Here is a 23800-nt window from a genome sequence, read left to right as displayed (position 1 = left end):
AGCCCCTTTCCCGCGAGCGTGCGTGTCTGCACACGACACGCCGCGCAATTCTCGACAACTGCGCACGCTCGCGGTGGGACGACTGTGCGCAAGATCGACGTCAGTGCGCACCCATCGCGGCGAGCATGCCGGCCGCGGTGCGTGGCCACGTGAACTGCTCGGCCCGCCGGCGAGCGCTGCTGCGGCGCAACGACTCCGGCAGATCCAGCACCGCGCTGACGGCATCGGCAAGGGCGTCCGCGTCGTTGTCGGCGGCCACCCCACTGCCGGCGGTGAGGATCTCGGCGAGCGCGGAGGTGCGGGAGACCACCGCAGGCGTTCCGCACGCCAGCGCCTCGAGGGCGGCAAGACCGAAGGTCTCGTGCGGGCCGGGGGCGAGCGCGACGTCGGCGGACGCCAGGATCGCGGCGACGGTGTCACGGCAGCCGATGTAGCCGGCGAAGGCGACGGGCAGGCCGGCGGCCTGCCGTTCGAGGCGTTGCCGCAGTGGTCCGTCTCCGACGACGACCAAGCGCGCCTCGACCCCGGCGGCCCGCAGCGCCGCCACGGTGTCGATGCTGCGGTGGGCATGCTTCTCGACCGACAATCGGCCGCAGTGCACGAGCAATGGTTGTTTGGCGGCGGCCCACCGCAGGCGAAGGTGACCGCAGCGCCGCCGCGGGTGGAACTGGTCGAGGTCCACCCCCAGCGGCACGGTGACCACGTTGGCGGCGTCGATGCGGTCGAACTCCCGGCGTGCGAACGCCGTCGTGCAGATGACCATGTCGTAGGTGCCCGCCGTACGGCGGTTGGCGATGTCGGCGACCGTGCGGGCGGCGCGGCCCGGCAGCACCTGGCCGACGAGTCGGTCGAGTCTTCGTGGGAGATCATCACCGTTGCGGCGCCGCGGCGTCGGCCCCACGTGCCGAGTGTGCGCAGGGTCAGCCGATCGGACACCTCGATGGCGTCGGGGTCCAGCTCGCGCAGTAGCGCCTTCACCGGACCCGGCAGCACCGCGCGATAGCCACCGGTGAACGGAATCAGTCTCGCGGGCAACGTGATTCGCTCAACGCCGGTCGACAGGCGCTGCTGCTCGTGGCGCGGGCCGGGGACGACGAGCGTCACCTCGTGGCCGGCCGCCTGATATTCGGCGCCCAGCCGGTCCACCGCGGTGCGCAGCCCGCCCGACCGTGGGCCGTAGAAGTTCGCGACCTGGACCACCCGCATACGTCGATGCAACCGGTCGCGGTCGTGCACACCGTTGCGCAGGGCCGACCGCCCCCTGAACAACCCATGAACTCCGGCCCCACCTCCTCCGCGAGCGTGCGTGTCTGCACACGACACGCCGCGAAATTTTCAGCAACTGCGCACGCTCGCGGCAGGTGGGAGCCAAGGAGGAACCTCTAGTCGACGTGCCGGGTGAACCAGTCCTGTACGCGCTGCCACGCGTCGGCGGCCGCGGCGGCGTTGTACCGCTCACCGGTGTCGTTGAAGAAGGCGTGGTTGGCGTCGGGTTCGGTGACCAGCTCGAAGACCATGCCTGCCTTCTCCAGCGCCGCGCGCGCCACCGGTTCACTGGCATTGACCCGTTGATCCTGGGCTGCGTAGATGCCCAGCACTGCAACGTTTTTCGATCCGGAGAAGTCGGGATTGTCGGGGGTGGGCCCGTAGAACGGTACGGCGGCGGCCAGCCGCGGTTCCCCCGCCGCCAGCAGCCGCCACACCATGCCGCCGCCCATGCAGAAGCCGACCGCGGCGAGTCCGCGTCCCGGCACCCGGCGCGCCAACTCGTCGACACCGGATTTCAGGTCGGCGACGGCCTCCTCCGGCGGCAGCTTGCTCAGCGCCGCGGTGGCCTCGGCGGGATCGGCGAACGTGGCGGTGCCGCCCTGCCCGGAGAGCAGGTCGATCGCCAACGCGGAGTATCCGATACCGCCGAACCGCCCGGCCACCGACCGGATGTAGTCGTTGAGGCCCTTGTTCTCGTGGATCACCAGCACCGCGCCGCGGGGTTCGACGGCCGCGGCCCACGCGCCCTGCAGCTCCCCGCGCGGCCCCGCCCAGGTCACCGGTTCGGTCGGCACCGCGTTCTGCGAGCCGGGTGGCGGGGCGTTGACCGTCGCGGCGCCGCTCGAGGTCACCGGCGCGGACGCTTCGGGCTCCTGCTCCTTGTTCGCGCTGCACGCGGCGAACAGCGCCGCCGCTCCCGCGGTGCCGATGCCGAGCAGTGAGAGCCTGCGCACCGCCTCCCGGCGCGACAGCAGCCCGTCGACGTGGTCGGTGGCGATCTCTTCGGCGATGTAGCGCTGCAGCGGAGTCACGTTCGCGAGTATGCGCTTCTCGCCGAACCGGCGGTGCCGCTTGCCCGGGACCGCCATACTCGCGTCATGACGTGGCGTCCAGATCCGGACGCGTTACGCGGCCGCGTCGCGGTGGTCGCGGGCGCCACCCGCGGAGCCGGGCGCGGGATCGCCGCCGCCCTCGGGGAGGCGGGCGCCACGGTCGTCTGCACCGGCCGCAGCACGCGCGCCGGGCGCGGCGGCTCCGACTACGACCGGCCCGAGACGATCGAGGAGACCGCGGAGTCGGTCACCGCGCTCGGCGGACTCGGCGTCGCGCACCGGGTCGACCACCTCGACATCGCCCAGGTGCGCGCGCTGGCCGACCGGGTCCGCGCCGACCACGCCCATCTCGACATCCTGGTCAACGACATCTGGGGCGCCGAGGTTCTCAAGGGTCCGCCCTCGACGTGGGGCCGCCCGATGTGGCGACACGATCTGGACGACGGACTTCGCATCGTCGAGCTCGGCCTGCACACCCACCTCATCACCTCACACGCCCTGCTGCCGCTGCTGGTCGAACGGCCCGGCGGCCTGCTGGTCGAGATCACCGATGGCACAGCCGATTACGATGCGACGAACTACCGACTCTCGGTGTTCTACGACCTCGTGAAATGCGCGGTCAACCGGTTGGCGTTCAGCCACGGACACGAACTGGCGGGCTTCGGCGCCACCGCGGTCGCCGTGACCCCCGGCTGGTTGCGGTCGGAGATGATGCTCGACAACTACGGGGTCACCGAGGCGGACTGGCGCACGGCGCTGGAACCGGACCGGCCCGGCGGCCATCCGACCGCCCCGCCAGGGTTCGCCGACTCCGAAACGCCCCGCTACGTCGGACGCGGGGTCGCCGCCATCGCCGCCGACGCCCGACGCGGCCGGTGGAATCAGCGGTCGGTGTCCTCGGCACACTTGGCCCGCGAGTACGGGTTCACCGACGTCGACGGCCGCCGGCCGGACAATTGGAGTAGATAGCCGCAGCTCAGCGTGCAAGTAGACACATGCCGAAACCTGTTCACTGGAATCGTTGACACCCGCGCCACCCGGACTGTTCTATGACAACGTGACCTACGACACGATCATCGCCAACGGCCGCTGGTTCGACGGCACCGGAGCGCCGTCGGCGATCCGCAGCATCGGCATCCGCGCCGGCCACATCGTCACCATCACCGCCGACGACCTCGACACCACCGGCTGCCCGCAGGTCATCGACGCCGCGGGCAAATGGGTCATTCCGGGGATGATCGACATCCACACCCATTACGACGTCGAGGTGCTCGAGGGCCCCGCCCTCAGCGAGTCACTGCGCCACGGCGTGACGACGGTGATGCTCGGATCCTGTTCGCTGTCCACCATCCACGTCGACGGCGAGGACGCCGGGGACTTGTTCGGCCGGGTCGAGGCCATCCCCCGCGAACACGTCATCGCCGCGGTCGACCGGCACAAGACCTGGATGTCGTGCGAGGACTACGTCGCCGCCCTCGAATCGCGTCCGCTCGGCCCCAACGTGTGCGCGTTCATCGGTCACAGCGACATGCGGACCGCCGTCATGGGCCTCGACCGCGCCACCCGCAAGACCGAACGGCCCACCCGCGCCGAGCAGGCCCGGCTGGAGGAGATGCTCTCCGAAGCGCTGGCCGCCGGGTTCGTCGGGATGTCCTCCCAGCAGTTGCTGTTCGACAAACTCGACGGTGACACCTGCCGCTCGCGGACCCTGCCGTCGACCTACGCCAAACCCCGCGAACTGCGTCGGCTCAAAGCCCTGCTGCGCCGCGCCGGCCGGGTGCTGCAGTCCGGACCCGACATCGCCAACCCGCTCAATCTCGGCTCCCAGCTGGCCCAGTCGCTCGGCGTGTTCCGCAACCCGCTCAAGACCAGCCTGCTCTCGGCGGCCGACGTGAAGGCCAATCCGTACGCGGTCCGGATCCTCGGACCGGCCGCCCGCGCGGTCAACCGGCTCGGCGGCAACTTCCGCTGGCAGCACCTGCCGGTGCCGTTCGAGGTGTACGCCGACGGGATCGACCTCGTCGTGTTCGAGGAGTTCGGCGCCGGCGCGGCCGCACTGCACCTGCGCGACGAGGTCGAGCGCAACGCGCTGATGCGCGACGAGGACTACCGACGCCGGTTCCGCAAGGACTACGAGAACAAGATGGGGGTCCGGGTCTGGCAGCGCGATTTCTTCGACGCCGAGATCGTCGGCTGTCCGGACGCCACACTGATCGGCAAGTCCTTCGGCCAGGTCGGTGTGGAGCGCGGTCTGCACCCCGTCGACGCGTTCCTCGATCTGGTGCTGGAGTACGGCCGCCAGGTCCGTTGGCGGACAACGATTTCGAACCACCGGCCCGACGTCCTCAAGAAACTCGCGCGCGATCCGGGCATCCAGATGGGGTTCTCCGACGCCGGGGCGCACCTGCGCAACATGGCGTTCTACAACATGGGGCTGCGCCTGCTGCGTCACGTCCACGACGCCGAGCGGGCCGGTCACCCGTTCATGAGTGTCGAGCAGGCGGTGCACCGGCTCACCGGTGAACTCGCCGACTGGTACCGCCTCGACGCCGGCCACCTACGCGTGGGTGACCGCGCCGACCTCGCGGTGATCGACCCCGCGCGCCTCGACGCCTCGCTCGACGCGTACGCCGAGGACGGCGTCGACTTCTACGGCGGCCTCGAGCGCATGGTCAACCGCAACGACCACACCGTCAGCGCGGTTCTGGTCAGCGGGCACACGGTGTTCCGCGACGGGGCGCCGACCGCCCTGGTCGGCAGGCACCGCACCGGACGGTTCCTGCGCGCCGCGCACCGTGCCCCCGCGGTGGACGCCCCGACGACGGAGTTCGCCGGTGTCCGTTGAGAACACGGTGCTGGGGATGTGGAAGTCGCTGTCGGCCCGGGACTGGGACGCGGTGAAGACCTTCCTGGCCCCCGACTGCATCTACGCCGACATGCCGCTCGGCCCGGCGCTCGCCGCGCGTGGCCCCGACGACATCGTCAAGCGGCTCAAGGTCGGTCTCGAACCGCTCGCCGGCTACGAGAACCACGACGGCCTGCTGGTCGACAACGGGGTCGACGTGATGTACGAGCACTCCGAGACGTGGGAGTGGGCCGGCGGGGAGACCGCCCTGCTGCGGTTCGTCACGGTGCACCGGATCGAGGACGGCAAGATCGCGCTCTGGAAGGACTACTGGGACATGGCGGGGTTGACGGCCACCGCACCGCCCACGTGGCTCGAGGATCTCGCGTCGGCCGACACGTCGTGGGTCTTCGACGCGACCGGGATGATCTAGGGCGTCACACGGCCGGGGTCACACACTCCACGCCATCCGGAACAGTTCGGTCTGCTCCTCCGGGGACAACCCGCCGAAATGTTCCGATTCGTAGCGGCGTACCGCGACCACACTGTCGACCACCTGATCGCCCAGGATGCCGCGCATGAGCGTGGACTGGTCGAGGGCGTGCAGGGCGTCGAGCTGGCGGGTCGGGAGCAGTACCGTACCCGCCTGTGCGCGTTGGGTTTCGGTCAGCGTGGCCGGGTCCACGCCGGTTTCCGGTGGCAGCGCGCGCTCGCGTTCGATCCCGTCGAGCGCGAGCCCGAGGATGGCCGCCGAGGCGAGGTAGGGGTTGGCCGACGGGTCGACGATCTTGACCTCGACGTTGCCGCCGTGCACGCTGCCCGGTCCGTCCTGCAGGAACCGCACCGCGGCCTCTCGGTTCTCGGTGCCCCAGCAGATGTAGGCGCCCGACCAATGACCCGGTTGCATCCGCAGCCCGGACAGCACCGAACCGCACAGCACGCCCTGCGCCTCGGCCAGTCCGGCGACCAGCCCCGCCACGGCGTGCTCACCCTCCGCGGTCATCCCGTGCGCACCGGTCCCACCGGAGAACAGCGGGGTCCTCCCGCGCCGTAGCGAGAAGTGTTGATGGGCACCGTTTCCCACGCTGCCCGCGAACGGGACCGGTGACAGGCTCACCCGCAGCCCGTACCGGCGAGCCACCCGCCCCACGATGATCCGCATCAGCACCAGCAGATCCGCCGCCGCGACCGGGGTCGTCGGGGGCAGTGAGATCTCGAACTGGTTGGCCCCGTACTCGGGATGGAACTGTTCGATCGGCACCCCTGAGCTGGTCGCGGCATCGGTCACGTCGCGGACGAACCCCTCGTACTCGAGCACCCCGGCCAGTCCGTACTGTGCCCACAGGGTGGCGGGCAGCCGGCCGCCGTCGGCGCCGACCAGCACGAACTCCATCTCGTGCCCGACAGCGGCGGTCAGGCCCGCGGCGGCCAACCGCTCCTCCACCCGGCGCAGGGCGCCGCGTGCGCAGTACGGGTCGGGCTCGCCGTTCTGGTCGAAGAATCCTCCTGGCGCCCAGGCCAATCCGTCGCCCAGGATGCGCAGACCGCCGAGGTCGATGCGGATCCGTTGATCGCCGACGACGCTGATCGCGTCGCCGAACACGATGCCGGTCTGGTCGATGGTGAACGCGTGCCAGACCGGGCTGGCGCCGAGACCGGGTTCGGCGAACGCGCCCATCCGGCGCAGCGGGATCGTCTTGGCGTGGGTGAGCCCCGCTGGGTTGACGACCGTACCGATCAGGGTGGCGACGCCATCGGACTCCAGTTGCGCGATGGCGGCTGCGGCGAGGGGTTTGGCGGCCATGGCGTCGACGGTTCTAGAGGGTCAGCTTGCAGGCCTGGCCGATGTCGAGCGTGCGCAGCACCCGCCCCATGCCCACCCACATCGCGCACGACAGGGCGAGGTCGGTGATCAGGTCCGCGTCGAAGTGCTCACCGGCCCTGGCCCAGAAGTCGTCGTCCTCACGCAATCCGATGTGGTCGGTGGCGAACCGGTGCGCGAACTCGGCGGCGATTCGCTCGGCAGCGCTGTATCCCGGCCAGGTCCGCCACTGGTCGGCATGCAGATAGAGATCCTCGTCGACGCCTGCCGCCTCGCCCTCGGAGTCGCGCGTGTTCTGACACACCACGCATTCGTTGGCGTTCGCGATCACGATCCGCGCCAGTTCCCTTACCCGCATGGGCAATCGATTCTTGGTGTAGACGGCGTGACTGAACCCGGCCAGGGCCGCACCGAGGTCGGGTGAGCGGACCGCGAAGGCCGTCACGTCGTCATCGGCGAAGTCACCGGCGGCATCCCCGATTCGGCTCATGGGCCGCATGCTACGCGGCGCACGCGAACGGCGGCGCCGATTACTTCGGCGGCCGCGACACGCACTGCGCGGCGTAGAGCTGCTCGCCGAGCTTGTCCATCAGCTCCAGCTGTGTCTCGAGGTAGTCGATGTGCTTCTCCTCGTCGGCGAGGATCATCTCGAGCAGGTTGGCGCTGGTGGTGTCGCTCTTCTCGCGGCACATGATGATGCCCGGTTTGAGGCGCTCGGCCACCTCGTATTCGATCGCGAGGTCGGCCTCGAATTGTTCACGGAGTGTCTGACCCACCCGTAGGGAGAACAGTCGCTGATAATTCGGCAGACCATTCAGCAGAAGAATTCGATCGGTGATCGCCTCTGCGTGACGCATTTCGTCGAACGATTCATCGCGGGTGTGTCCGGCTAATTCGGTGAAGCCCCAGCTCTCCTGCATCTTGGAATGCAGGAAATATTGGTTGATCGCCGTCAATTCACTTGTCAACTGCTCGTTGAGCAATTTCAGGACGTCGGGATCGCCTTGCATGGATCTCTCCTAGGCACTGTGGTGGGCGGCTGGGTCTCGCTGTTTGCCGTACACCGTCAATCTAGTCCGATCCGGTGGGCATGGCCAGCCGTTTCGCTTGACAGCGGCGTGTTTTCGGCGCCGTACGGCCCCGCGCGGGGTTGCTGCGGAGGTCTCGGGCCGAGTTCTCTGGACTGGCTGTCCTAAGTAAGGTTAGACTGCACTAACATGCACGCGCGCGTCTCCGACAGGTGGAAAAGAATGGGTGATTACGATCTCCACTCGTTCATTCTCGCGTGCGATTTCCGTGTCGGCGATCCCGATAACATGTGGGCCTGGCTGGTATCGAAGAAAGCCGGTTTGAAATCAATGGGCGCACACCATGTGGTGGTGTACCGGTCCATTTGGGAGCCCGGCCGGTTGCTGACGACCATCGGTATTCGTCACGCCACGTCGGTGCGCGATGTGCTGCGGTCCCCCGCGATATTCGAATGGTTCGACATCGCCGGGGTCGACGACATTCCGCCGGTATTCGGCGGTGAGGTGGTCGAGAAGATCGACCTGGACGGGCCGAGTTCGCAACGCCACGTCGCCGGCGTCATCGTCGGGGCGATGGCCGCGGTCGACGACGTGGAGTCGCTCATGGTCAAGGTGCACGACGGGCTGGGCCGGTTCCGCGAGGCCGGTGTCCGCAAGGTGTGGGTCTACCAGGCCCTCGACGACGGGCAGGAGGTGATGATCCTGCAGGAGATCGACGACGAGCGCAGCGCCCGCCAGTGGATCGACCATCCGGACGCCTCCGCCGAATGGATGTCGCGGGCCGGCCTCGGCGCCTACCCCAGCCTCTTCGTGGGCAAGCTGGCTCACGTCATGACCGTGGACGACGAGGAATAGGCCGTGTTCGTCTGCCTGTGTGTGGGAGTCACCAGCCACGTCGTCAACGACGTGGTCGCATCCGGCGCGTCGACGTCGAAGGAGATCGCCGAGGCCTGCGGGGCGGGCAGCGAATGCGGCCGCTGCCGGCGCACCCTGCGGGCGATCATCGAGGCGCACAACGTGAACGGGTGCGCCACCCAGTACAACGGGTGTCCGTCGCGGGCCTGAGCCGGCTCAGCCCTTCCCGCGGTCGGCGAACGCGGCGAGCGCATCGCTGTTGGCGGCCGCGCCCAGCAGCACCTCGAACTTCGCGTACTCACGGGCGATGGCGGCCTTGATCTCCGCCCGCGTCGGCTCGACGATCGTCTCCTTGACCGCGATCAGGCTCGGGATGGGCCGCGATGCCAGCAGTGCGGCGTGCCGGTGCGCCTCGGCGAGCAGGTCGTCCGGTTCGCACACCTGCCAGGCGATCCCCATGCGCTGGGCGTCGGCGGCCGACACCCACTCCGACGACATCAGCATCCAGGCCGCGTTCTGGCGGCCCATCAACTGCGGCAACAGATACGACGACCCCGCCTCCGGCGCCACCCCCAGGCTGGTGAACGGGCACTTCAGCCGCGCGGTGGTCGCCATGAACACCAGGTCCGCGTAGCCCAGGATCGTGGTGCCGATACCGACCGCGAGCCCGTTCACCGCGCACACCAACGGCTTTCGCAGCTCCAGGAGCGCCTCCATGAGGCCCTGGAAGCCGTGTTCACCGGACTGGAAGTTCGGATCGGTGACACGGGCGGCCATCTCGTGGAGGTCGTTTCCGGCGCTGAACGCCCGGCCCGCTCCCGTGAGCAGGACGACGGCCACCGCCGGGTCGGCGTCGGCGTCGCGCAGCGCCACCGTCGTCGCGTCGTAGAGCGCCTCGTTGAAGGCGTTCAGCGCCTCGGGCCGGTCCAGCGTGACGGTCCGCACCCCGTCGGCGTCGTTGATCTGCAGGGTCACCGCAGCAGCGTATCGTCAGCCCGCCGCGAACGGGCTGCGCAGCACGTACCGACTGGTGGGCACCGTGTCGATGTCGCGGTCCGCGCCGAACGCCGCTGTGCTGGCGAGCATCCGCTGCATCCGGTCGGTCAGGTCCGCGTCGTCGGCCGCCCCGAAGAAGGCGTGCAGATCCGACACCGCCGCCTGCGGGAACAGTTCCTCGACGATCGCGTCGATCGCGGGTGCGCCGTCGGTCAGCGGGCGCACGACGGTGTTCTGCGTGTAACCGAACGTCGCCTGGGTAGCGATCGCGACCGGGGTGTGGTCGACGTGCCAACGGTGCCGCCACGTCGCGTCGTCGAGATCGGCCGGCCTGCGCAACAGTGCGATGTTCGCCAACCCGTCGGTGCGCTCCCCCGGTGCGGTGACCGGCGCGGGCATCGGGACCGATTCGGTGACCAGATAGGCGGCCACGGCGTCACACTCGGCCGCCAGCACCTCGAGCGCGCGGGAAACGTCGGGGCCGTAGGACTGTTGGGTCCACAGGCTCACCACGGCGACCACCGGAGGGTCCAGGGTCGTCAGCGTCATCAGCGATTCGCGCACCGACGCGTCCCGGACGTTCACCGCGAGCCCCGGCACCCCCGCGTCGAGCAGCCGCGTGGCCACGTCGGTGCGCAACCGGGCGCACCAGGTGTCGTCGGCGGCGGCCGATCGGAGCGTGATCATGACCTTCTCCACGAACTGCAACCTACTGACACCACCCCGCGCGCGAGTCACACCGGGTCCGACGGCGCGGCGGGGGGAGAATGGTCGCGTGCACGTCGACAGCCGGATGATGGACACCGTTCGGCTGACCACGCCGGGAACGGGTGCGGTGGTCCGCAGCCTCGTCGGGGTGCTCGCACTGACGGCGCTGGCGCTGTACGGGATCTCACCGACCGCGGCGATGTGGACCGCGGGTGCGGGCATCATCGCCGGGGCCATCGCGCTGCAGGACACCCCGGGACGGCGGCTGCCCATCGTCCTCATCGCCTCCGCCGAGGTCGGTGTCGCCGCGGTGCTGGGGTCGCTGACCACCTCGCACGACCTCGTCTTCGTCGCGGTCGTCGCGGCGTGGTGTTTCGTCGCCGGGATGCAGTGGGCGCTGGGCGCCAACGCCGGCTTCGTCGCCGCGGCCGCGGCGGGGCTGCTGGTCATCACCCCGGCCGAACCCATGTCGCTGCCCGCCGTCGCGGGCACCGCGGCGCTGACGGTGATCGCCGGGCTGGTGCAGGCAGGTCTGGTCTGGCTGCGTCCGCCGCAGCGCTGGCGTGCCCAGCAGCACGCGCTGACCCGAGCACACCGCACGCTCGCCCGCGACGCGAGGAGTCTGGCAGGCGACATCGACGAACCGCTGGACCCCGCGCACCTGACGTGGCTTCGCGAGGTGTTCACGAACATCCCCCAGCACCAGCGCCCCAAGGCCTACCAGCTGGGGTACCAACTCCCGGAACGCATCGCCGCCACACTCGTCGCCCTGCGCCGCACCGACGCCGACCTCGCAGAGTTGTCCTCGGCCGCAGGCGAGTTCCTCGACGCCATCGCCGAACACGGTGTCGCCGCGTACCGCGGAGCGGGACGCGCACTGCACCGCGTCGACACCGCCGCCGCAGCCGTCACAGGTCCCGGTGCCGCTGCCGCACAGCAGTTCTCCGAACAGCTGCACGAAGCGGCCGTGCTGCGCTTCGGCCGGCTGCGCGGCCCCGATCTGCGCGGGTCGCTGTCGGGTTCGGCCGAGGTGCTCCGGCGCCATCTGGTGCGGACCTCACCGGTGTTGCGGCATTCGGTGCGGCTGGCCGCGGCCACGTCGATCGCGGTGGCGGTGGAGCGCTTCTCCGATCTGCACGAACCGTTCTGGGTCGCGCTGACCGTGCTGCTGGTGCTGCGCCCGGAGTCCGCGCACACCTACACCCGCTGCGCCGGTCGGCTGGCGGGGATCGCCGCGGGCGTCATGGTGGCCTCAGCGGCCAGCATGATCTGGCCGCCGACGGGAATGGTCGCCGCGGTCGGTGCGGCGGCGTTCATCGGGGTGGCCTACGCGGTGTGGGGTCTCGGCTACGTCGCGGTGTGTGCGGCGCTGTCCGCGGCGGTGGTGTTCCTGCTCGGCATCGTCGACCCGGTCCAGGGCACCGATGTGGTGCACCGTCTGGTCGCGGTGGCGATCGGCGGCGGCCTGGCGCTGATCACCCATGTCACTCTGCCCGACGACGCGCTGATCCGGTTGCGCCAGCGCGCCGGTGAACTGCTGATGACCGAAATCGACTACGCGGCAATGGTGATGCGTGCCTTCGTGCACCCGCTCGACCGGCCCACCGACGCGCTCGCCGCGGCGTGGCAGCGGACCTTCCGCGCCCGCGCGGCTTTCGAGGCCGCCTCCGGCGCGACCCGGCTGCAGGATCCCGGGCACCGGCAGTGGCTGCGGTCGCTGCGCACGGCGCTCAACGCGGTCACCGGATCGTGTACCACCATGGAGGCCAACCTGCCGGCCGCCCCGGTGAGCGCGACGCCCGAGTTCGTCGCCGCGGTCGACGACTACATCGACACGTTGCGGGGCGATCCACCCAACCCGGGTTCGCTGTGGAGCGTCGATCTGACGGAACTGTCGGCGGCCGACCGCCGCGTGCGCGACGTCGCGCACACCGTGACCGGGAACAGCAGCGCGGCGCGGGTGCTGGTCGCCGAACTGGGCGCGATCACCCGCAGCCTCACCGCGATCACGCCTATTCCCGCGCCCACCTGGGCTGGATGAAGACGCCCTCGGCCTCGACGGTCACCCCGTCGGCGTCGGCGAGGTGACCGACGACGAAGGCCTTGACCCCCTCGACCCGCGCGATGTGCGCCTCCGCGTGCAGCCGCCCCAGCCGGGTGGTGCGCAGGTAACGCAGCGTGATCGTGCCGGTGAGTCGGGGTTTGCGCGCGATGCTGGCGGCCTCGCCCAGCACGTGGTCGAGCACCAGTGCGGCCACCCCGCCATGGACGTGTCCGGGGGGTCCCTCGTAGGCCGCACCCAGTTCGAAATCGGTGACGGCGCGGTCGTTCTCGTCGCGGTGGATCACCAGCGGCGGGGCGAACGGGTTGCGCACGCCGATGACGGGGTTGCCCCACGGCATCTGGTCGCCGTCGGAAGTGAACTGCACGCCGAACGGGCCGTCGAGTTGTCTGCTGCGCAACCGCGCGGTGACCGCGTCGATCTCGGCGCGGGCGGCGGCGACGGTGTCGGCGTCGACCTCGGTGCGGATCGTGGCATCGACCAGTGCGCGCACCGACGCCGTCAACGGTTCGTAGATCTCCCGTAACCGGGCGACGTCCGCCGAGCTCAGACCCTCGGCGTGGGTGTACTCCAGCACCACTGCACTAGAACACGTTCCAGGCGCCGGTGTCGAATCACTGATCGGCGGCGATGAACGCCACCTCGACGCTGTCGCCGAGCACCACGTACATCCGCTGCCACGGATCCTCGCCCTCGAGCCGCCACTTGTGGCCGGACCCCGCGGTGTCCTCGGCCAGCAGCACATCGCCCGGTCCGAGGGTGAACTCCTCGCCGTCGCGGGTGGAGAAGACCAGCGACCCGGCCAGTGTCACCACGAGTTGCCGCACCGGTGCGGTGTGCCAGGCCAGCGCACCCCCGGTGGCGGTCTCCTCGACGGTGACGTGTGTCGCGGGCATGACCGCCGAGACGAGGTCGTCGTTGCGGCCGGGGCGCAGGTCGAGGCGGCCGATCTCGAAGTGCGACGCGTCATCCGGCCCCGTCCACAGCCGCACGCACCGGATCATGACGTCACCGTAGTGCGCCGACGCCGCACCCGCCCGGTATCCCGACGCGACACGCCACCGGTCCCGTCGCGAGACGGAACTGCCGCAGGCCCGCACTCGTACTTTCGCTGCGCGACTTCAGTCTCGCGAGTGAGAACCTTTGCACCCGTCACATCCGGGCGGGCACGTGCCGGAGAACACCCCCCACTTCGTGGTCATGTGTCTACGAAATCGCTTAGGCTTCTTTCGTGGCAGCACGGACACACAGCGCGGACCCGCGGGCGGCACGCCTGCGGGCCCGCCTGCACGACGCCGCACTGCACCTCGTCGCGCGGGGCCCCGTCGAGGACCTGACCGTCGCCGACCTCGTCAAACAGGCGGGCGTCAGCCGGCAGGCGTTCTATCAGCACTTCGGCGATCGCGATGAGGCGATCGCCACCGCGTTCACCGCCACCTTCGCCGCGGCCACCGCCGACCTCACCGGCGACGCCCGCGCCCGGATCCTGCGGCTGTTCGACTTCGCCGCCGACCACCGCTCGATGTACCGAAACGTGGCGGGCAGCGCGGTGACCCGACCGGTGGTGGCGGCGTTCCGCGCCGAACTGCTGCCCGCCTGCACCGAGATCGCCGAGGAGGCCGCACCCGCACTCGGATCGGTCGCCGCGCTCACCCCGGATGCTGTCAGCCACTTCCTCGTCGGCGGCTTCATGGAGGTGCTGCGCTCCTGGATGGAGGATCCCGCCGGCGACGACCTGCACCGCCGGGTGGCCGCCGCGCTCGACACCGTGTACGTGCTCCTCAACCTCTGACTTGAAAGGCACTGTCTGCCATGCCGAAACACGCTGCGGTGAAACACCCTGAAGCCGACTCCGACCTGCGCAGGAAGGTGACGACCCTCGCGGGTCTGATGGCCGCGCTGATCGTGTTCGTCGTCGCGATGATCGCCAGTTACTCCGGTGCCTTCGCCAACCCGACGCTGCGCCACCTCGACGTCGCGGTGGCCGCTCCCCCGCCGGTGCTCGAGGCGATGCGCGGCCAGGACGCCCTCGCCGTCACCGAGGCCGCCGATGCGGCCGACGCACGTGACCTGGTCTACCAGCGCCGCGCCGACGCCGGATACGCCGTCGGACCCGACCACGAACTGACCGTCTATGTCGCCGGTGGCGGCGGACGCAGTGTGGCGACCGCCGCCGAAGCGGTCGGCCGCGAGATCGCCGCCGGAGCGGGGCTCACCCCGGTCGTCGACGACGTCGCCCCCACCACCGCCGCCGACCCGTCGGCGACCGTCGAGTTCTACGCCGTGATCTTCCTGTCCATCGGCGCCTCGGTCGGCGCGACGATCCTCAGCCGGGTCATGGGGCCCACCCGCACCCCGCGCAGGCTGGCGCTGCGCACGCTGAGCCTGGCGGGTTTCTCGGCCGTGCTGGCCGCGGGCGTGACCGCCTACGTCGACGCCGGCCTCGGCGCGCTGACCGGCCACACCGCGCAATTGTTCGGGGCGCTGTGGCTCTACGCGATGGCCGTCGGCGGCGCGATCACCGGCGTCGGCGCGGCGCTGGGCACCGTGGCGGCACTGCTGCTGACGCTGTTCCTCGTCATCGTCGGAAACGCGGCGGCCGCCGGACCGGTGGGCCGACCGCTGCTGTCGGGCCTCTACCGGACGTTCACCCACATCGTGCCCCAGGGCTCCGGAGTGGATCTGCTGCGCAGCGTGCAGTACTTCGGCGGCAACGGCGCGGCGACATCGGTGGCGACCCTGGCGGTGTGGGCGCTGGCGGGTGCCGTGCTGGCAACCCTCGCCACCGCCGTTTCGCTCCACTATCGTTCCCGCCATGACGGTTTCGCTCGGCCGTGACGCCGAGCAGTACTACGACCTCGGCTCCTACCACCGAGCCGTCGAGACGCCGTCGGCCCAGGCGCAGACGTGGTTCGACCGCGGCATGGTGTGGGCGTACGCGTTCAACCACGAAGAGGCCGTCCGGTGCTTCGAACGGGCCCTCGAACTCGACCCCGACCTGGCGATCGCGCGGTGGGGTATCGCCTATGCGGTCGGCCCGAACTACAACAAGCCGTGGGAGGCGTTCGACCCGGTCGACCTGAACGCCTCGCTGGCGCGGGCCCGCATGGAACTGCGGCTGGCCGCCGACGGGCGCGCCTCGGCAGTCGAACACGGGTTGATCGAGGCGCTGGCGGCCCGCTTCCCGGTCGACGATCCGCAGGCCACCGACGCGCTGCAGGACGGGCACACCGCCTACGCCGACGCGATGGTCGCACTCGCGGCCTCCTACCCCGACGACGTCGACGTGCAGGCGCTGGCCGCCGATGCGCTGGTCAACATCACCGCGTGGGCGCTGTGGGACACCCGCACCGGCGAACCCGCGTCGGGGTCCCGGGTGGTGGCTGCCAAGCGGATCCTCGACGACGCCCTGGCCACCGCCGCGGGTCGGGCACACCCCGGCGTACTGCACCTGTACCTGCACACCATGGAGATGTCGGCGACACCCGAGGCGGCGCTGCCCGCGGCTGATCTCCTGCGCGGGCTGGTGCCCGACGCCGGTCACCTGCGGCACATGCCCAGCCACATCGACGTGCTGTGCGGGCACTACCGCGCCTCGGTGGATGCGAATCTCGCTGCGGTGCAGGCGGACCGCAAGTTCGTCGACCGCGCCGGCCCCCTGAACTTCTATTCGCTGTACCGGGCGCACGATCTGCACTTCGTGGTCTACTCAGCCATGTTCGAGGGCTCCTCGGCCATCGCCTTGCGAGCGGCCGACGAACTCGCGGGCCAGCTCACCCCGGAACTGCTCGCCATCGAATCGCCGCCGATGGCGGACTGGCTGGAGGCGTTCGTCCCGCTGCGGGTGCATGTGCTGGTGCGGTTCGGCCGCTGGGACGAGTTGATCGCCGAATCGCTGCCCGTCGATCAGGCGCTCTACTGCACCACCACCGCGACCATCCACTACGGGCGCGGAGTGGCCCACGCCGCGAAGGGCAACCTCGATCAGGCCCGCGCCGAACGCGACGCCTTCGCCGCGGCCTATGCGCGCATCCCGGAGTCGCGCTACCTGTTCAACAACACCAGCCGGGACATCCTCGCCGTCGCCGAGGCGATGCTCGACGGCGAGATCGCCTACCGCGCAGGGGAATTCGACACCGCCTTCGCCCACCTGCGCCGTGCGATCGACCTCGACGACAACCTGCCCTACGACGAACCCTGGGGGTGGATGCAGCCGACCCGCCACGCCTACGGGGCGCTGCTGCTCGAACAGGGCCGGGTCGAGGACGCCGCGGCCGTGTACGCCGCCGACCTGGGCCTGGACCCGCAGCTGAGCCGCTCCTCGCAACATCCGGGCAACGTGTGGAGCCTGCACGGGTATCACGAGTGCCTGGTGCGACTGGGCCGCAGCGCCGAGGCCGCGATCATCGAACAGCAGCTCACCCTCGCCAAGGCGCGCGCCGACGTACCGATCACCGCATCCTGCGCCTGCCGGCTCGAGGTCGCCGGCGGCTGCTGTCCGGGCTGAGCGAACACGACGCTGCGTAGACTCCGGGCTGTGGCGATCAGCGAGTCCGATCTCGAACACCTGCGCCGCTGCGTGGAACTGGCCCGCGAGGCGCTCGAGGCCGGTGACGAACCCTTCGGCTCCCTGCTCGTCGACCGGGCCGGGGCGGTCCGGTTCGCCGATCACAACCACGTCAGCGGCGGTGACCACACCCGACATCCGGAATTCGCGATCGCGAAGTGGTCGGTGGAACACCTGACCCCCGAGGAGCGCGTGGCCGCCACGGTCTACACCTCCGGAGAGCACTGCCCCATGTGCGCCGCCGCGCATGCCTGGGTCGGCCTGGGCCGGATCGTCTACGCGACGTCGTCGGCACAGCTGAGCGGGTGGCTGGCCGACTGGGGCGCACCGCCCCCGCCGGTGGCCACCCTGCCGATCACCACCGTGGCACCCGGTCTGTCCGTCGACGGACCGGCGCCGGAACTCGCCGACGCCATGCACACCCTCTACCGGGAGAAGTTCGCCTGATGACCACACCAGCCTGGGTCGAACACGTCATCTGGTGGCAGGTCTACCCGCTGGGCTTCGTCGGCGCGTTCCCCGCCGACCCGCCACCCACCGCGGACGAACACCGGCTGCGGCGCCTCGTCGAGTGGCTCGACCACGCCATCGCGCTCGGTGCTTCGGGCCTTGCCCTCGGACCTGTATTCGCTTCGCGCACACACGGTTACGACACCACCGACCACTATGCGATCGACCCGCGGCTCGGCGACGACACCGACTTCGACGAGCTGATCGACCAGGCGCACCGCCGCGGTCTGCGCGTCCTGCTCGACGGGGTGTTCAACCACGTCGGCACCGACTTCCCCCGCTACCGCGAGGCCCTCGACGGCGGACCCGACCATCCGTCGTCGGCCTGGTTCCGGCGCCGCGGCGATGGCTTCGACACCTTCGAGGGCCACGGTGAGTTGATCGCCCTCGACCACCGGGCACCCGAGGTCGTCGACTACACCGTCGACGTCATGTCGCACTGGCTGGACCGCGGCGCCGACGGGTGGCGCCTGGACGCCGCCTACGCCGTCCCGGACGCGTTCTGGTCCCAAGTGCTGCCCCGGGTGCGCGAGGCGCACCCGGACGCCTGGTTCGTCGGCGAGGTCATCCACGGCGACTACGCCGGCCGGGTCGCGGCCGGCTTCGACTCGGTCACCCAGTACGAGCTGTGGAAGGCGGTGTGGAGCAGCCTCAACGACGGCAACTTCCACGAACTCGACCACGCCCTCAAACGGCACACCGAACTCCTCGCCACCTTCGCGCCGATGACGTTCGTCGGCAACCACGACGTCACCCGCATCGCCAGCCAGCTGACCGACGATCGCCACCTCGAACATGCCCTGGTGCTGCTGTTCACGATCGGCGGGGTGCCCAGCGTCTACGCCGGCGACGAGTTGGGCTACCACGGCCTCAAGGAGGACCGCAGGGGCGGAGACGATGCGGTGCGGCCCGAATTCTCCTCTCCCCCAACAGAAGACAACGACATATTCCGGCTGCACAAGTACCTGATCGGGCTGCGCCGCCGCCACCCGTGGCTGCACCGGGCGACGACGACGGCGGTGCGGTTGAGCAACCGCCACTACGTGTACGAGACCCGGCGAGGCGACGACGCGCTGATCGTCGCGCTCAATGTCGACGACGCCCCGCTGACGGTCCCGCTGTCCGAAACCGCCCTCGGGCGCGGCCGGGTGCTGGCCGGATCCGGGGCGCCGCCGTCCGAGGAACTCGAGCACCTGACGGTGCCGCCGCACGGCTGGGTCGTCGTCGCACCTACCTGAGCGCTCACAGGCGCGACACGGTCGCGTCGTCCTCCTGCCCGCCGTAGAACTTGTCGAGCACACCGACGAAATCGGTGTTGTCGTCGGTGCAGCGGGCGAACAACGTCATCGACGACCGGAGCTTGAGGTCGTCGGGTGAGCCGAACACCTCACGCGCGGAACGGCCTTCGATCTCGAGCACCAGCCGGGTGCATTCCCGCAGCCGCGGGCCGAGCACGTCGTGCGCGAGGTAGGCGACCGCTTCGTCGCGGGACGCGATGGCGTAGTGCTGCGCGGTCGGGCTGCGGCCCAGCCCCCGCACCTGCGGAAAGATGAACCAGATCCAGTGGCTCTGCTTACGTCCCGCGCGTAGTTCACCGATCACCGTGTCGTACACGGGATCCTGTGCGGTCACGAAGCGCTGGAGGTCGTAGGGATCGCTCATCACCCGGTGGTACCCGGCCCACGGCGGCGCCATGCGGCGAGTTCGTAACGGCCCGAGTCGGAATCGTTGCCCAACCGCGATCACACGCTCCCGTGTTGGTGCGCGTGTGACGGATGTGGCGCGTGTTTCATGAGGATCGATAAGCGACGGCACTGCTTGTTGCATGCGAAGAAAGGTGGGTGGGTTGCCGTTATGAAGTTCGTCGGAAAGTTCCGCGAGACAGCGAGGCGGACGTGGAGGCGGATGGCGGTGATCGCGGTGGCCGCGGTCGCGCTTCCGGGCCTGGTCGGCCTCGCCGGTGGTTCGGCGACCGCAGGTGCCTTCTCGCGACCGGGTCTGCCGGTCGAGTACCTCGACGTGTTCTCCCAGTCCATGAACCGCAACATCCGCATCCAATTCCAGGGCGGCGGACCGCACGCGGTGTACCTGCTCGACGGTCTGCGGGCCCAGGACGACTACAACGGCTGGGACATCAACACGCCGGCGTTCGAGTGGTACTACCAGTCGGGCCTGTCGGTGGTCATGCCCGTCGGCGGTCAGTCCAGCTTCTACACCGACTGGTACCAGCCCTCGCGCGGCAACGGCCAGGACTACACCTACAAGTGGGAGACGTTCCTGACCCAGGAACTGCCCGCCTGGCTGGAGGCCAACCGCGGCGTGTCCCGCACCGGTAACGCGGTCGTCGGCCTGTCGATGGCCGGCAGCGCATCGCTGACCTACGCCATCTACCACCCGGATCAGTTCATCTACGCGGCGTCGCTGTCGGGCTTCCTGAACCCGTCGGAGGGCTGGTGGCCGATGCTGATCGGGCTGGCGATGCAGGATTCGGGCAAGTACAACGCCGAGAGCATGTGGGGCCCGTCCAGCGATCCAGCGTGGCGGCGTAACGACCCGATGGTCAACATCAACCAGCTGGTCGCCAACAACACCCGCATCTGGATCTACTGCGGCACCGGCACCCCGTCGGAGCTCGACGCCGGAACGTCCGGGGGCAACCTGATGGCCGCGCAGTTCCTCGAGGGCTTCACGTTGCGGACCAACATCTCCTTCCGCGACAACTACATCGCTGCCGGTGGCACCAACGGGGTGTTCAACTTCCCGTCGAACGGCACCCACGCCTGGGGCTACTGGGGCCAGCAGCTGCAGCAGATGAAGCCGGACATCCAGCGGGTGCTCGGCGCACAGGGTGCCGTCTGATCCACCCACACCACAGGGAGCCTGCCGCCACCCCCCGCGGCAGGCTCCCTGCCTTTTCGGCGAGCAAATACCGTCCCCGGCCCGACGGCCACCTTAGAGTGGCGAAATGGCCGACGACGGCGACGCCGTGACCCACATCGAGCTGCAGCAGCGGGTGGACCCGGGCGCCCTGGCGCTGGCCACCGTCGGCGGTGCCGTCGCCTTCATCTTCGCCGGCGACGACTGGGACGTGCTGGCCGTGGTGATCGGGCTATTGCTGCTGGTCATCCTGCTGGCCCACCACCGCCCCGCCCCCGCCGTGCGCACCCCGCGGTCGCTGCTGTTGCGCGGCGCGTTCGGCGCCACCACCGGGCTCGCGTTCTGCATCGCCGTGGCGCCGGTCATCCAGTTCGGCATCATCTCGCCGTTCTTCCACACCGAGGACGACGAGGGCTATTCGTTCGACGCCTGGAACACCACCGTGGCGCTGGCGGTGCTGTGGTTCGTCGTCGCGATCGTCTTGGCCGTGTGCGAACCGCGGTTGGCCCGCTGGCTCGATCGCCCACGGCGTAGCGGGGAACAAACACCGCACTGACGAAGTTGAGTCGATCTGACTGAACTTTGGAGGATCACATGGCTCAAGCCACTTCAGTGCCGGTGCTGTTCACGAACGAGACCATCGTGCTGCCCGGCATGGTCGTCCCGATCGAACTCGACGACGCCGCCCGCGCCGCCGTCGACGCAGCGCAGACCACCGAATCCGGGGAGCTGCTGATCGCCCCGCGCCTCGGCGACCGCTACCCCACCTACGGTGTGCTGGCGACGATCGTGCAGGTCGGGCGGATGCCCGGCGGGGCGGGCACCGCCGCCGTCGTCCGCGGGACCAGTCGCGCGCACATCGGTGCGGGCGCCACCGGCCCCGGCACCGCGCTGTGGGTGACCGTCGAGCAGGTGCCCGCGCCGCAGATCACCGACGACACCCGCGCGCTGGCCGCCGAGTACAAGAATCTGCTGCTGGCGATGCTGCAGCGCCGCGAGGCCTGGCAGATCATCGACTTCGTCAACCAGTTGACCGATCCCTCGGCGCTGGCCGACACCGCCGGATACGCGTCCTACCTGACCCAGGTGCAGAAGCGTCAGCTGCTCGAGACCCCCGACGTCACCGAGCGGTTGCGCGTGCTCATCGCATGGACCGGCGAGCACCTGGCCGAGGTCGAGGTCAACGACAAGATCGCCGAGGACGTCCGCGCCGGGATGGACAAGCAGCAGAAGGAGTTCCTGCTCCGCCAGCAGCTCAACGCCATCCGCAAGGAACTTGGCGAAATGGACCCGGAGGGTGCTGAAGACCCAGCGGACTACCGGGCCCGCGTCGAGGCCGCCGACCTGCCGGAGAAGGTGCGCGAAGCGGCGCTGCGTGAGGTCGGCAAGCTCGAACGGGCCAGCGACCAGAGCCCCGAGGGCGGCTGGATCCGCACCTGGCTGGACACGGTGCTCGACCTGCCGTGGAACGCCCGCACCGAGGACTCGACCGATCTGCAGGCCGCCCGCGACATCCTCGACGCCGACCACCACGGCCTCGACGACGTCAAGGACCGCATCGTCGAATACCTGGCCGTCCGCGCCCGGCGCGCCCAGCGCGGGCTGCAGGTCGTCGGCGGCCGCGGGTCCGGTGCGGTGATGGTGCTGGCCGGCCCGCCCGGGGTCGGCAAGACATCGCTGGGTGAGAGTGTCGCCCGCGCGTTGGGCCGCAAGTTCGTGCGGGTCGCCCTCGGCGGTGTGCGCGACGAGGCCGAGATCCGCGGTCACCGGCGCACCTACGTCGGCGCACTGCCCGGCCGCATCGTGCGCGCGATCGGCGAGGCGGGGTCGATGAACCCCGTCGTGCTGCTCGACGAGATCGACAAGGTCGGCAGCGACTACCGCGGCGATCCGGCCGCGGCGCTGCTCGAGGTGCTCGACCCGGCACAGAACCACACGTTCCGCGACCACTACCTGGATCTGGACCTCGACCTGAGCGACGTGGTGTTCCTCGCGACGGCCAACGTCATCGAGAACATCCCGCAGGCCCTGCTGGACCGGATGGAGCTGGTGCAGATCGACGGGTACACCTCCGACGACAAGGTGGCGATCGCCCGCGACTTCCTGCTGCCGCGGCAGCGGGAGCGGGCCGCGCTCACCATGGACGAAGTCGAGGTGACCGACGACGCGCTGCGCAAGATCGCCGCCGACTACACCCGCGAACCCGGGGTGCGGCAGTTCGAACGGCTGCTGGCCAAGGCGATGCGCAAGGCCACCACCAAGCTGGCCGCCGACCCGGCGCCGATCATCATCGACGAGCCGGATCTCGTGGGTTACCTGGGCCGTCCGCGGTTCATGCCGGAGTCGGCCGAGCGCACCGCGGTGCCCGGCGTGGCGACCGGTCTGGCCGTCACCGGTCTCGGCGGCGACGTCCTCTACATCGAGGCCGGGTCGACCGACGGCGACGCGGGGTTGCAGCTGACCGGTCAGCTGGGCGACGTGATGAAGGAGTCGGCGCAGATCGCGCTGTCCTACGTCCGCGCGCACGCCGAGCAGTTGGGGGTCGACCCGAAGGCGCTGGACCGTCGTATCCACGTGCACGTGCCCGCGGGCGCCGTCCCCAAGGACGGGCCCTCGGCCGGTGTGACGATGGTGACCGCGCTGGTGTCGCTGGCCACCGGGCGGCAGGTGCGCTCGGACGTCGGCATGACCGGTGAGGTCACGCTCAACGGCCGCGTGCTGCCGATCGGCGGGGTGAAGCAGAAGCTGCTCGCCGCCCAGCGGGCCGGGCTGTCGACGGTGTTCATCCCGCAGCGCAACGAACCCGATCTCGACGAGGTGCCGGCCGAGGTGCTCGACGCGCTCGACGTCCGGCCGATGACCGACGTCGCCGAGATCGTCGCGCAGGCACTGGAACCGGCGACGGGGACGGCGCACCAGGCCGCCTAACCGGCAGAGATTCTCGCCGAGCAGACACAGATTCGCGTGATTCGCATGCGATGAACACGAATCTGTGTCTGCTCGCGGGGTATCCGGCGTTCGTGAAATTCGTTCTCGAAGTGAATCTGCCCGACGACGCCGACGTGAACGCCGAACTCGGCCGGATCCTGCATGACTGCGCCGACGAGATCCTCGACCTCACCGAACTCGAGCCCGGCGACAAGCAGGAGATCCTCGACTCCCACAGCGCCCGGGTCGGCGACTGGTCGGTCGCCGCGGACACCGAATGA

General features: G+C 69.9%; 24 protein-coding genes and 1 pseudogene. 15 read left to right on the top strand and 10 right to left on the bottom strand.

The annotated features are described in order from the left end of the window. Positions 1–100 precede the first annotated feature (100 nt). Positions 101–1206: pseudogene (locus tag AU194_RS12315) on the bottom strand (glycosyltransferase). A gap of 176 nt (positions 1207–1382) precedes the next feature. Then, on the bottom strand, positions 1383–2300 hold the full coding sequence (locus AU194_RS12310) for a dienelactone hydrolase family protein (RefSeq protein WP_059089595.1): 918 nt from the start codon (positions 2298–2300) through the stop codon (positions 1383–1385). Between the two features lie 66 nt (positions 2301–2366). Between AU194_RS12310 and AU194_RS12305 the strand changes: the two genes are divergently transcribed. The 3 genes from AU194_RS12305 (at position 2367) to AU194_RS12295 (ending at position 5599) form a co-directional block, all read left to right on the top strand. Beyond that, complete coding sequence (locus AU194_RS12305) at positions 2367–3290, top strand: SDR family oxidoreductase (RefSeq protein WP_059089532.1); 924 nt, start codon at positions 2367–2369, stop codon at positions 3288–3290. 88 nt (positions 3291–3378) lie between these two features. Continuing rightward, positions 3379–5166, top strand: coding sequence for an amidohydrolase family protein (locus AU194_RS12300; protein ID WP_059089531.1), 1788 nt, complete (start codon positions 3379–3381; stop codon positions 5164–5166). Then, positions 5156–5599, top strand: a complete 444-nt coding sequence (locus tag AU194_RS12295) for a nuclear transport factor 2 family protein (protein ID WP_059089530.1) — start codon at positions 5156–5158, stop codon at positions 5597–5599. The genes AU194_RS12300 and AU194_RS12295 overlap by 11 nt, the downstream gene beginning before the upstream one ends. Before the next feature lie 18 nt (positions 5600–5617). Here the strand turns inward: AU194_RS12295 and AU194_RS12290 are convergent, their stop codons facing one another. Genes AU194_RS12290 through bfr form a run of 3 tightly spaced genes read right to left on the bottom strand, consistent with a single transcriptional unit; the run spans position 5618 to position 7998 of the window. Beyond that, positions 5618–6970 (bottom strand): glutamine synthetase family protein, encoded by a 1353-nt coding sequence (locus AU194_RS12290; RefSeq protein WP_059089529.1) that lies wholly within the window; start codon positions 6968–6970, stop codon positions 5618–5620. A gap of 13 nt (positions 6971–6983) precedes the next feature. Further along, complete coding sequence (locus tag AU194_RS12285) at positions 6984–7478, bottom strand: carboxymuconolactone decarboxylase family protein (RefSeq protein WP_059089528.1); 495 nt, start codon at positions 7476–7478, stop codon at positions 6984–6986. A 40-nt stretch (positions 7479–7518) separates the two neighbouring features. Continuing rightward, a complete protein-coding gene (bfr, locus tag AU194_RS12280; RefSeq protein ID WP_059089527.1) occupies positions 7519–7998 on the bottom strand; it encodes a bacterioferritin in 480 nt (159 codons plus the stop codon). Between the two features lie 240 nt (positions 7999–8238). On the opposite strand from bfr, the gene AU194_RS12275 reads away from it, so the two are divergent. Together AU194_RS12275 and AU194_RS12270 are read left to right on the top strand one after the other, a co-directional pair. Beyond that, complete coding sequence (locus tag AU194_RS12275; RefSeq protein ID WP_059089526.1) at positions 8239–8871, top strand: hypothetical protein; 633 nt, start codon at positions 8239–8241, stop codon at positions 8869–8871. Between the two features lie 3 nt (positions 8872–8874). Then, on the top strand, positions 8875–9081 hold the full coding sequence (locus AU194_RS12270; RefSeq protein ID WP_059089525.1) for a bacterioferritin-associated ferredoxin: 207 nt from the start codon (positions 8875–8877) through the stop codon (positions 9079–9081). 6 nt (positions 9082–9087) lie between these two features. Here the strand turns inward: AU194_RS12270 and AU194_RS12265 are convergent, their stop codons facing one another. Further along, positions 9088–9846: an enoyl-CoA hydratase/isomerase family protein gene (locus AU194_RS12265; protein ID WP_059089524.1), complete on the bottom strand. Its 759-nt coding sequence runs from the start codon at positions 9844–9846 to the stop codon at positions 9088–9090. A 15-nt stretch (positions 9847–9861) separates the two neighbouring features. Beyond that, positions 9862–10566: an EthD domain-containing protein gene (locus tag AU194_RS12260; protein WP_059089594.1), complete on the bottom strand. Its 705-nt coding sequence runs from the start codon at positions 10564–10566 to the stop codon at positions 9862–9864. A 94-nt stretch (positions 10567–10660) separates the two neighbouring features. Between AU194_RS12260 and AU194_RS12255 the strand changes: the two genes are divergently transcribed. Beyond that, positions 10661–12616, top strand: a complete 1956-nt coding sequence (locus AU194_RS12255; RefSeq protein ID WP_059089593.1) for an FUSC family protein — start codon at positions 10661–10663, stop codon at positions 12614–12616. Here the strand turns inward: AU194_RS12255 and AU194_RS12250 are convergent. Continuing rightward, entirely contained in the window at positions 12588–13214 is a 627-nt protein-coding gene (locus AU194_RS12250; protein WP_059089592.1) for a PaaI family thioesterase, read from the bottom strand. The genes AU194_RS12255 and AU194_RS12250 overlap by 29 nt on opposite strands. Positions 13215–13251: 37 nt before the next feature. After that, positions 13252–13641 carry a cupin domain-containing protein gene (locus tag AU194_RS12245; RefSeq protein WP_059089591.1) on the bottom strand — a complete coding sequence of 130 codons (390 nt, stop codon included), beginning with the start codon at positions 13639–13641 and terminating at the stop codon, positions 13252–13254. A 227-nt stretch (positions 13642–13868) separates the two neighbouring features. Here AU194_RS12245 and AU194_RS12240 point away from each other — a divergent pair, with 227 nt between their 5' ends. From AU194_RS12240 to AU194_RS12220, 5 genes are read left to right on the top strand one after another with little or no spacing between them, the layout of a single operon-like run. Continuing rightward, a complete protein-coding gene (locus AU194_RS12240) occupies positions 13869–14429 on the top strand; it encodes a TetR/AcrR family transcriptional regulator (protein WP_059089523.1) in 561 nt (186 codons plus the stop codon). 20 nt (positions 14430–14449) lie between these two features. Further along, a complete protein-coding gene (locus tag AU194_RS12235; protein WP_059089522.1) occupies positions 14450–15475 on the top strand; it encodes a hypothetical protein in 1026 nt (341 codons plus the stop codon). Then, positions 15453–17144: a tetratricopeptide repeat protein gene (locus AU194_RS12230; RefSeq protein WP_059089521.1), complete on the top strand. Its 1692-nt coding sequence runs from the start codon at positions 15453–15455 to the stop codon at positions 17142–17144. The genes AU194_RS12235 and AU194_RS12230 overlap by 23 nt, the downstream gene beginning before the upstream one ends. Before the next feature lie 30 nt (positions 17145–17174). Further along, entirely contained in the window at positions 17175–17651 is a 477-nt protein-coding gene (locus tag AU194_RS12225; protein ID WP_059089520.1) for a nucleoside deaminase, read from the top strand. Continuing rightward, entirely contained in the window at positions 17651–18952 is a 1302-nt protein-coding gene (locus tag AU194_RS12220) for an alpha-amylase family glycosyl hydrolase (RefSeq protein WP_059089519.1), read from the top strand. Before AU194_RS12225 ends, AU194_RS12220 begins: the two co-directional genes overlap by 1 nt. A 4-nt stretch (positions 18953–18956) precedes the next feature. Here AU194_RS12220 and AU194_RS12215 read toward each other — a convergent pair whose 3' ends face one another. Further along, positions 18957–19409 carry a DUF1810 domain-containing protein gene (locus AU194_RS12215; protein ID WP_231743316.1) on the bottom strand — a complete coding sequence of 151 codons (453 nt, stop codon included), beginning with the start codon at positions 19407–19409 and terminating at the stop codon, positions 18957–18959. Positions 19410–19568: 159 nt separating this feature from the next. On the opposite strand from AU194_RS12215, the gene AU194_RS12210 reads away from it, so the two are divergent. The 4 genes from AU194_RS12210 (at position 19569) to AU194_RS12195 (ending at position 23800) form a co-directional block, all read left to right on the top strand. Continuing rightward, positions 19569–20573: an esterase family protein gene (locus tag AU194_RS12210; RefSeq protein ID WP_059089518.1), complete on the top strand. Its 1005-nt coding sequence runs from the start codon at positions 19569–19571 to the stop codon at positions 20571–20573. Positions 20574–20679: 106 nt separating this feature from the next. After that, on the top strand, positions 20680–21147 hold the full coding sequence (locus AU194_RS12205) for a hypothetical protein (protein ID WP_059089517.1): 468 nt from the start codon (positions 20680–20682) through the stop codon (positions 21145–21147). A 38-nt stretch (positions 21148–21185) separates the two neighbouring features. Further along, positions 21186–23519 carry an endopeptidase La gene (lon, locus tag AU194_RS12200; RefSeq protein ID WP_059089516.1) on the top strand — a complete coding sequence of 778 codons (2334 nt, stop codon included), beginning with the start codon at positions 21186–21188 and terminating at the stop codon, positions 23517–23519. 50 nt (positions 23520–23569) lie between these two features. Beyond that, a complete protein-coding gene (locus AU194_RS12195; protein WP_059089515.1) occupies positions 23570–23800 on the top strand; it encodes a hypothetical protein in 231 nt (76 codons plus the stop codon).

The sequence above is a fragment of the Mycobacterium sp. GA-2829 genome (assembly GCF_001499965.1).
In the GTDB taxonomy this organism is placed as follows: domain Bacteria; phylum Actinomycetota; class Actinomycetes; order Mycobacteriales; family Mycobacteriaceae; genus Mycobacterium.
This window is presented reverse-complemented; position numbering and strand designations above follow the sequence as displayed.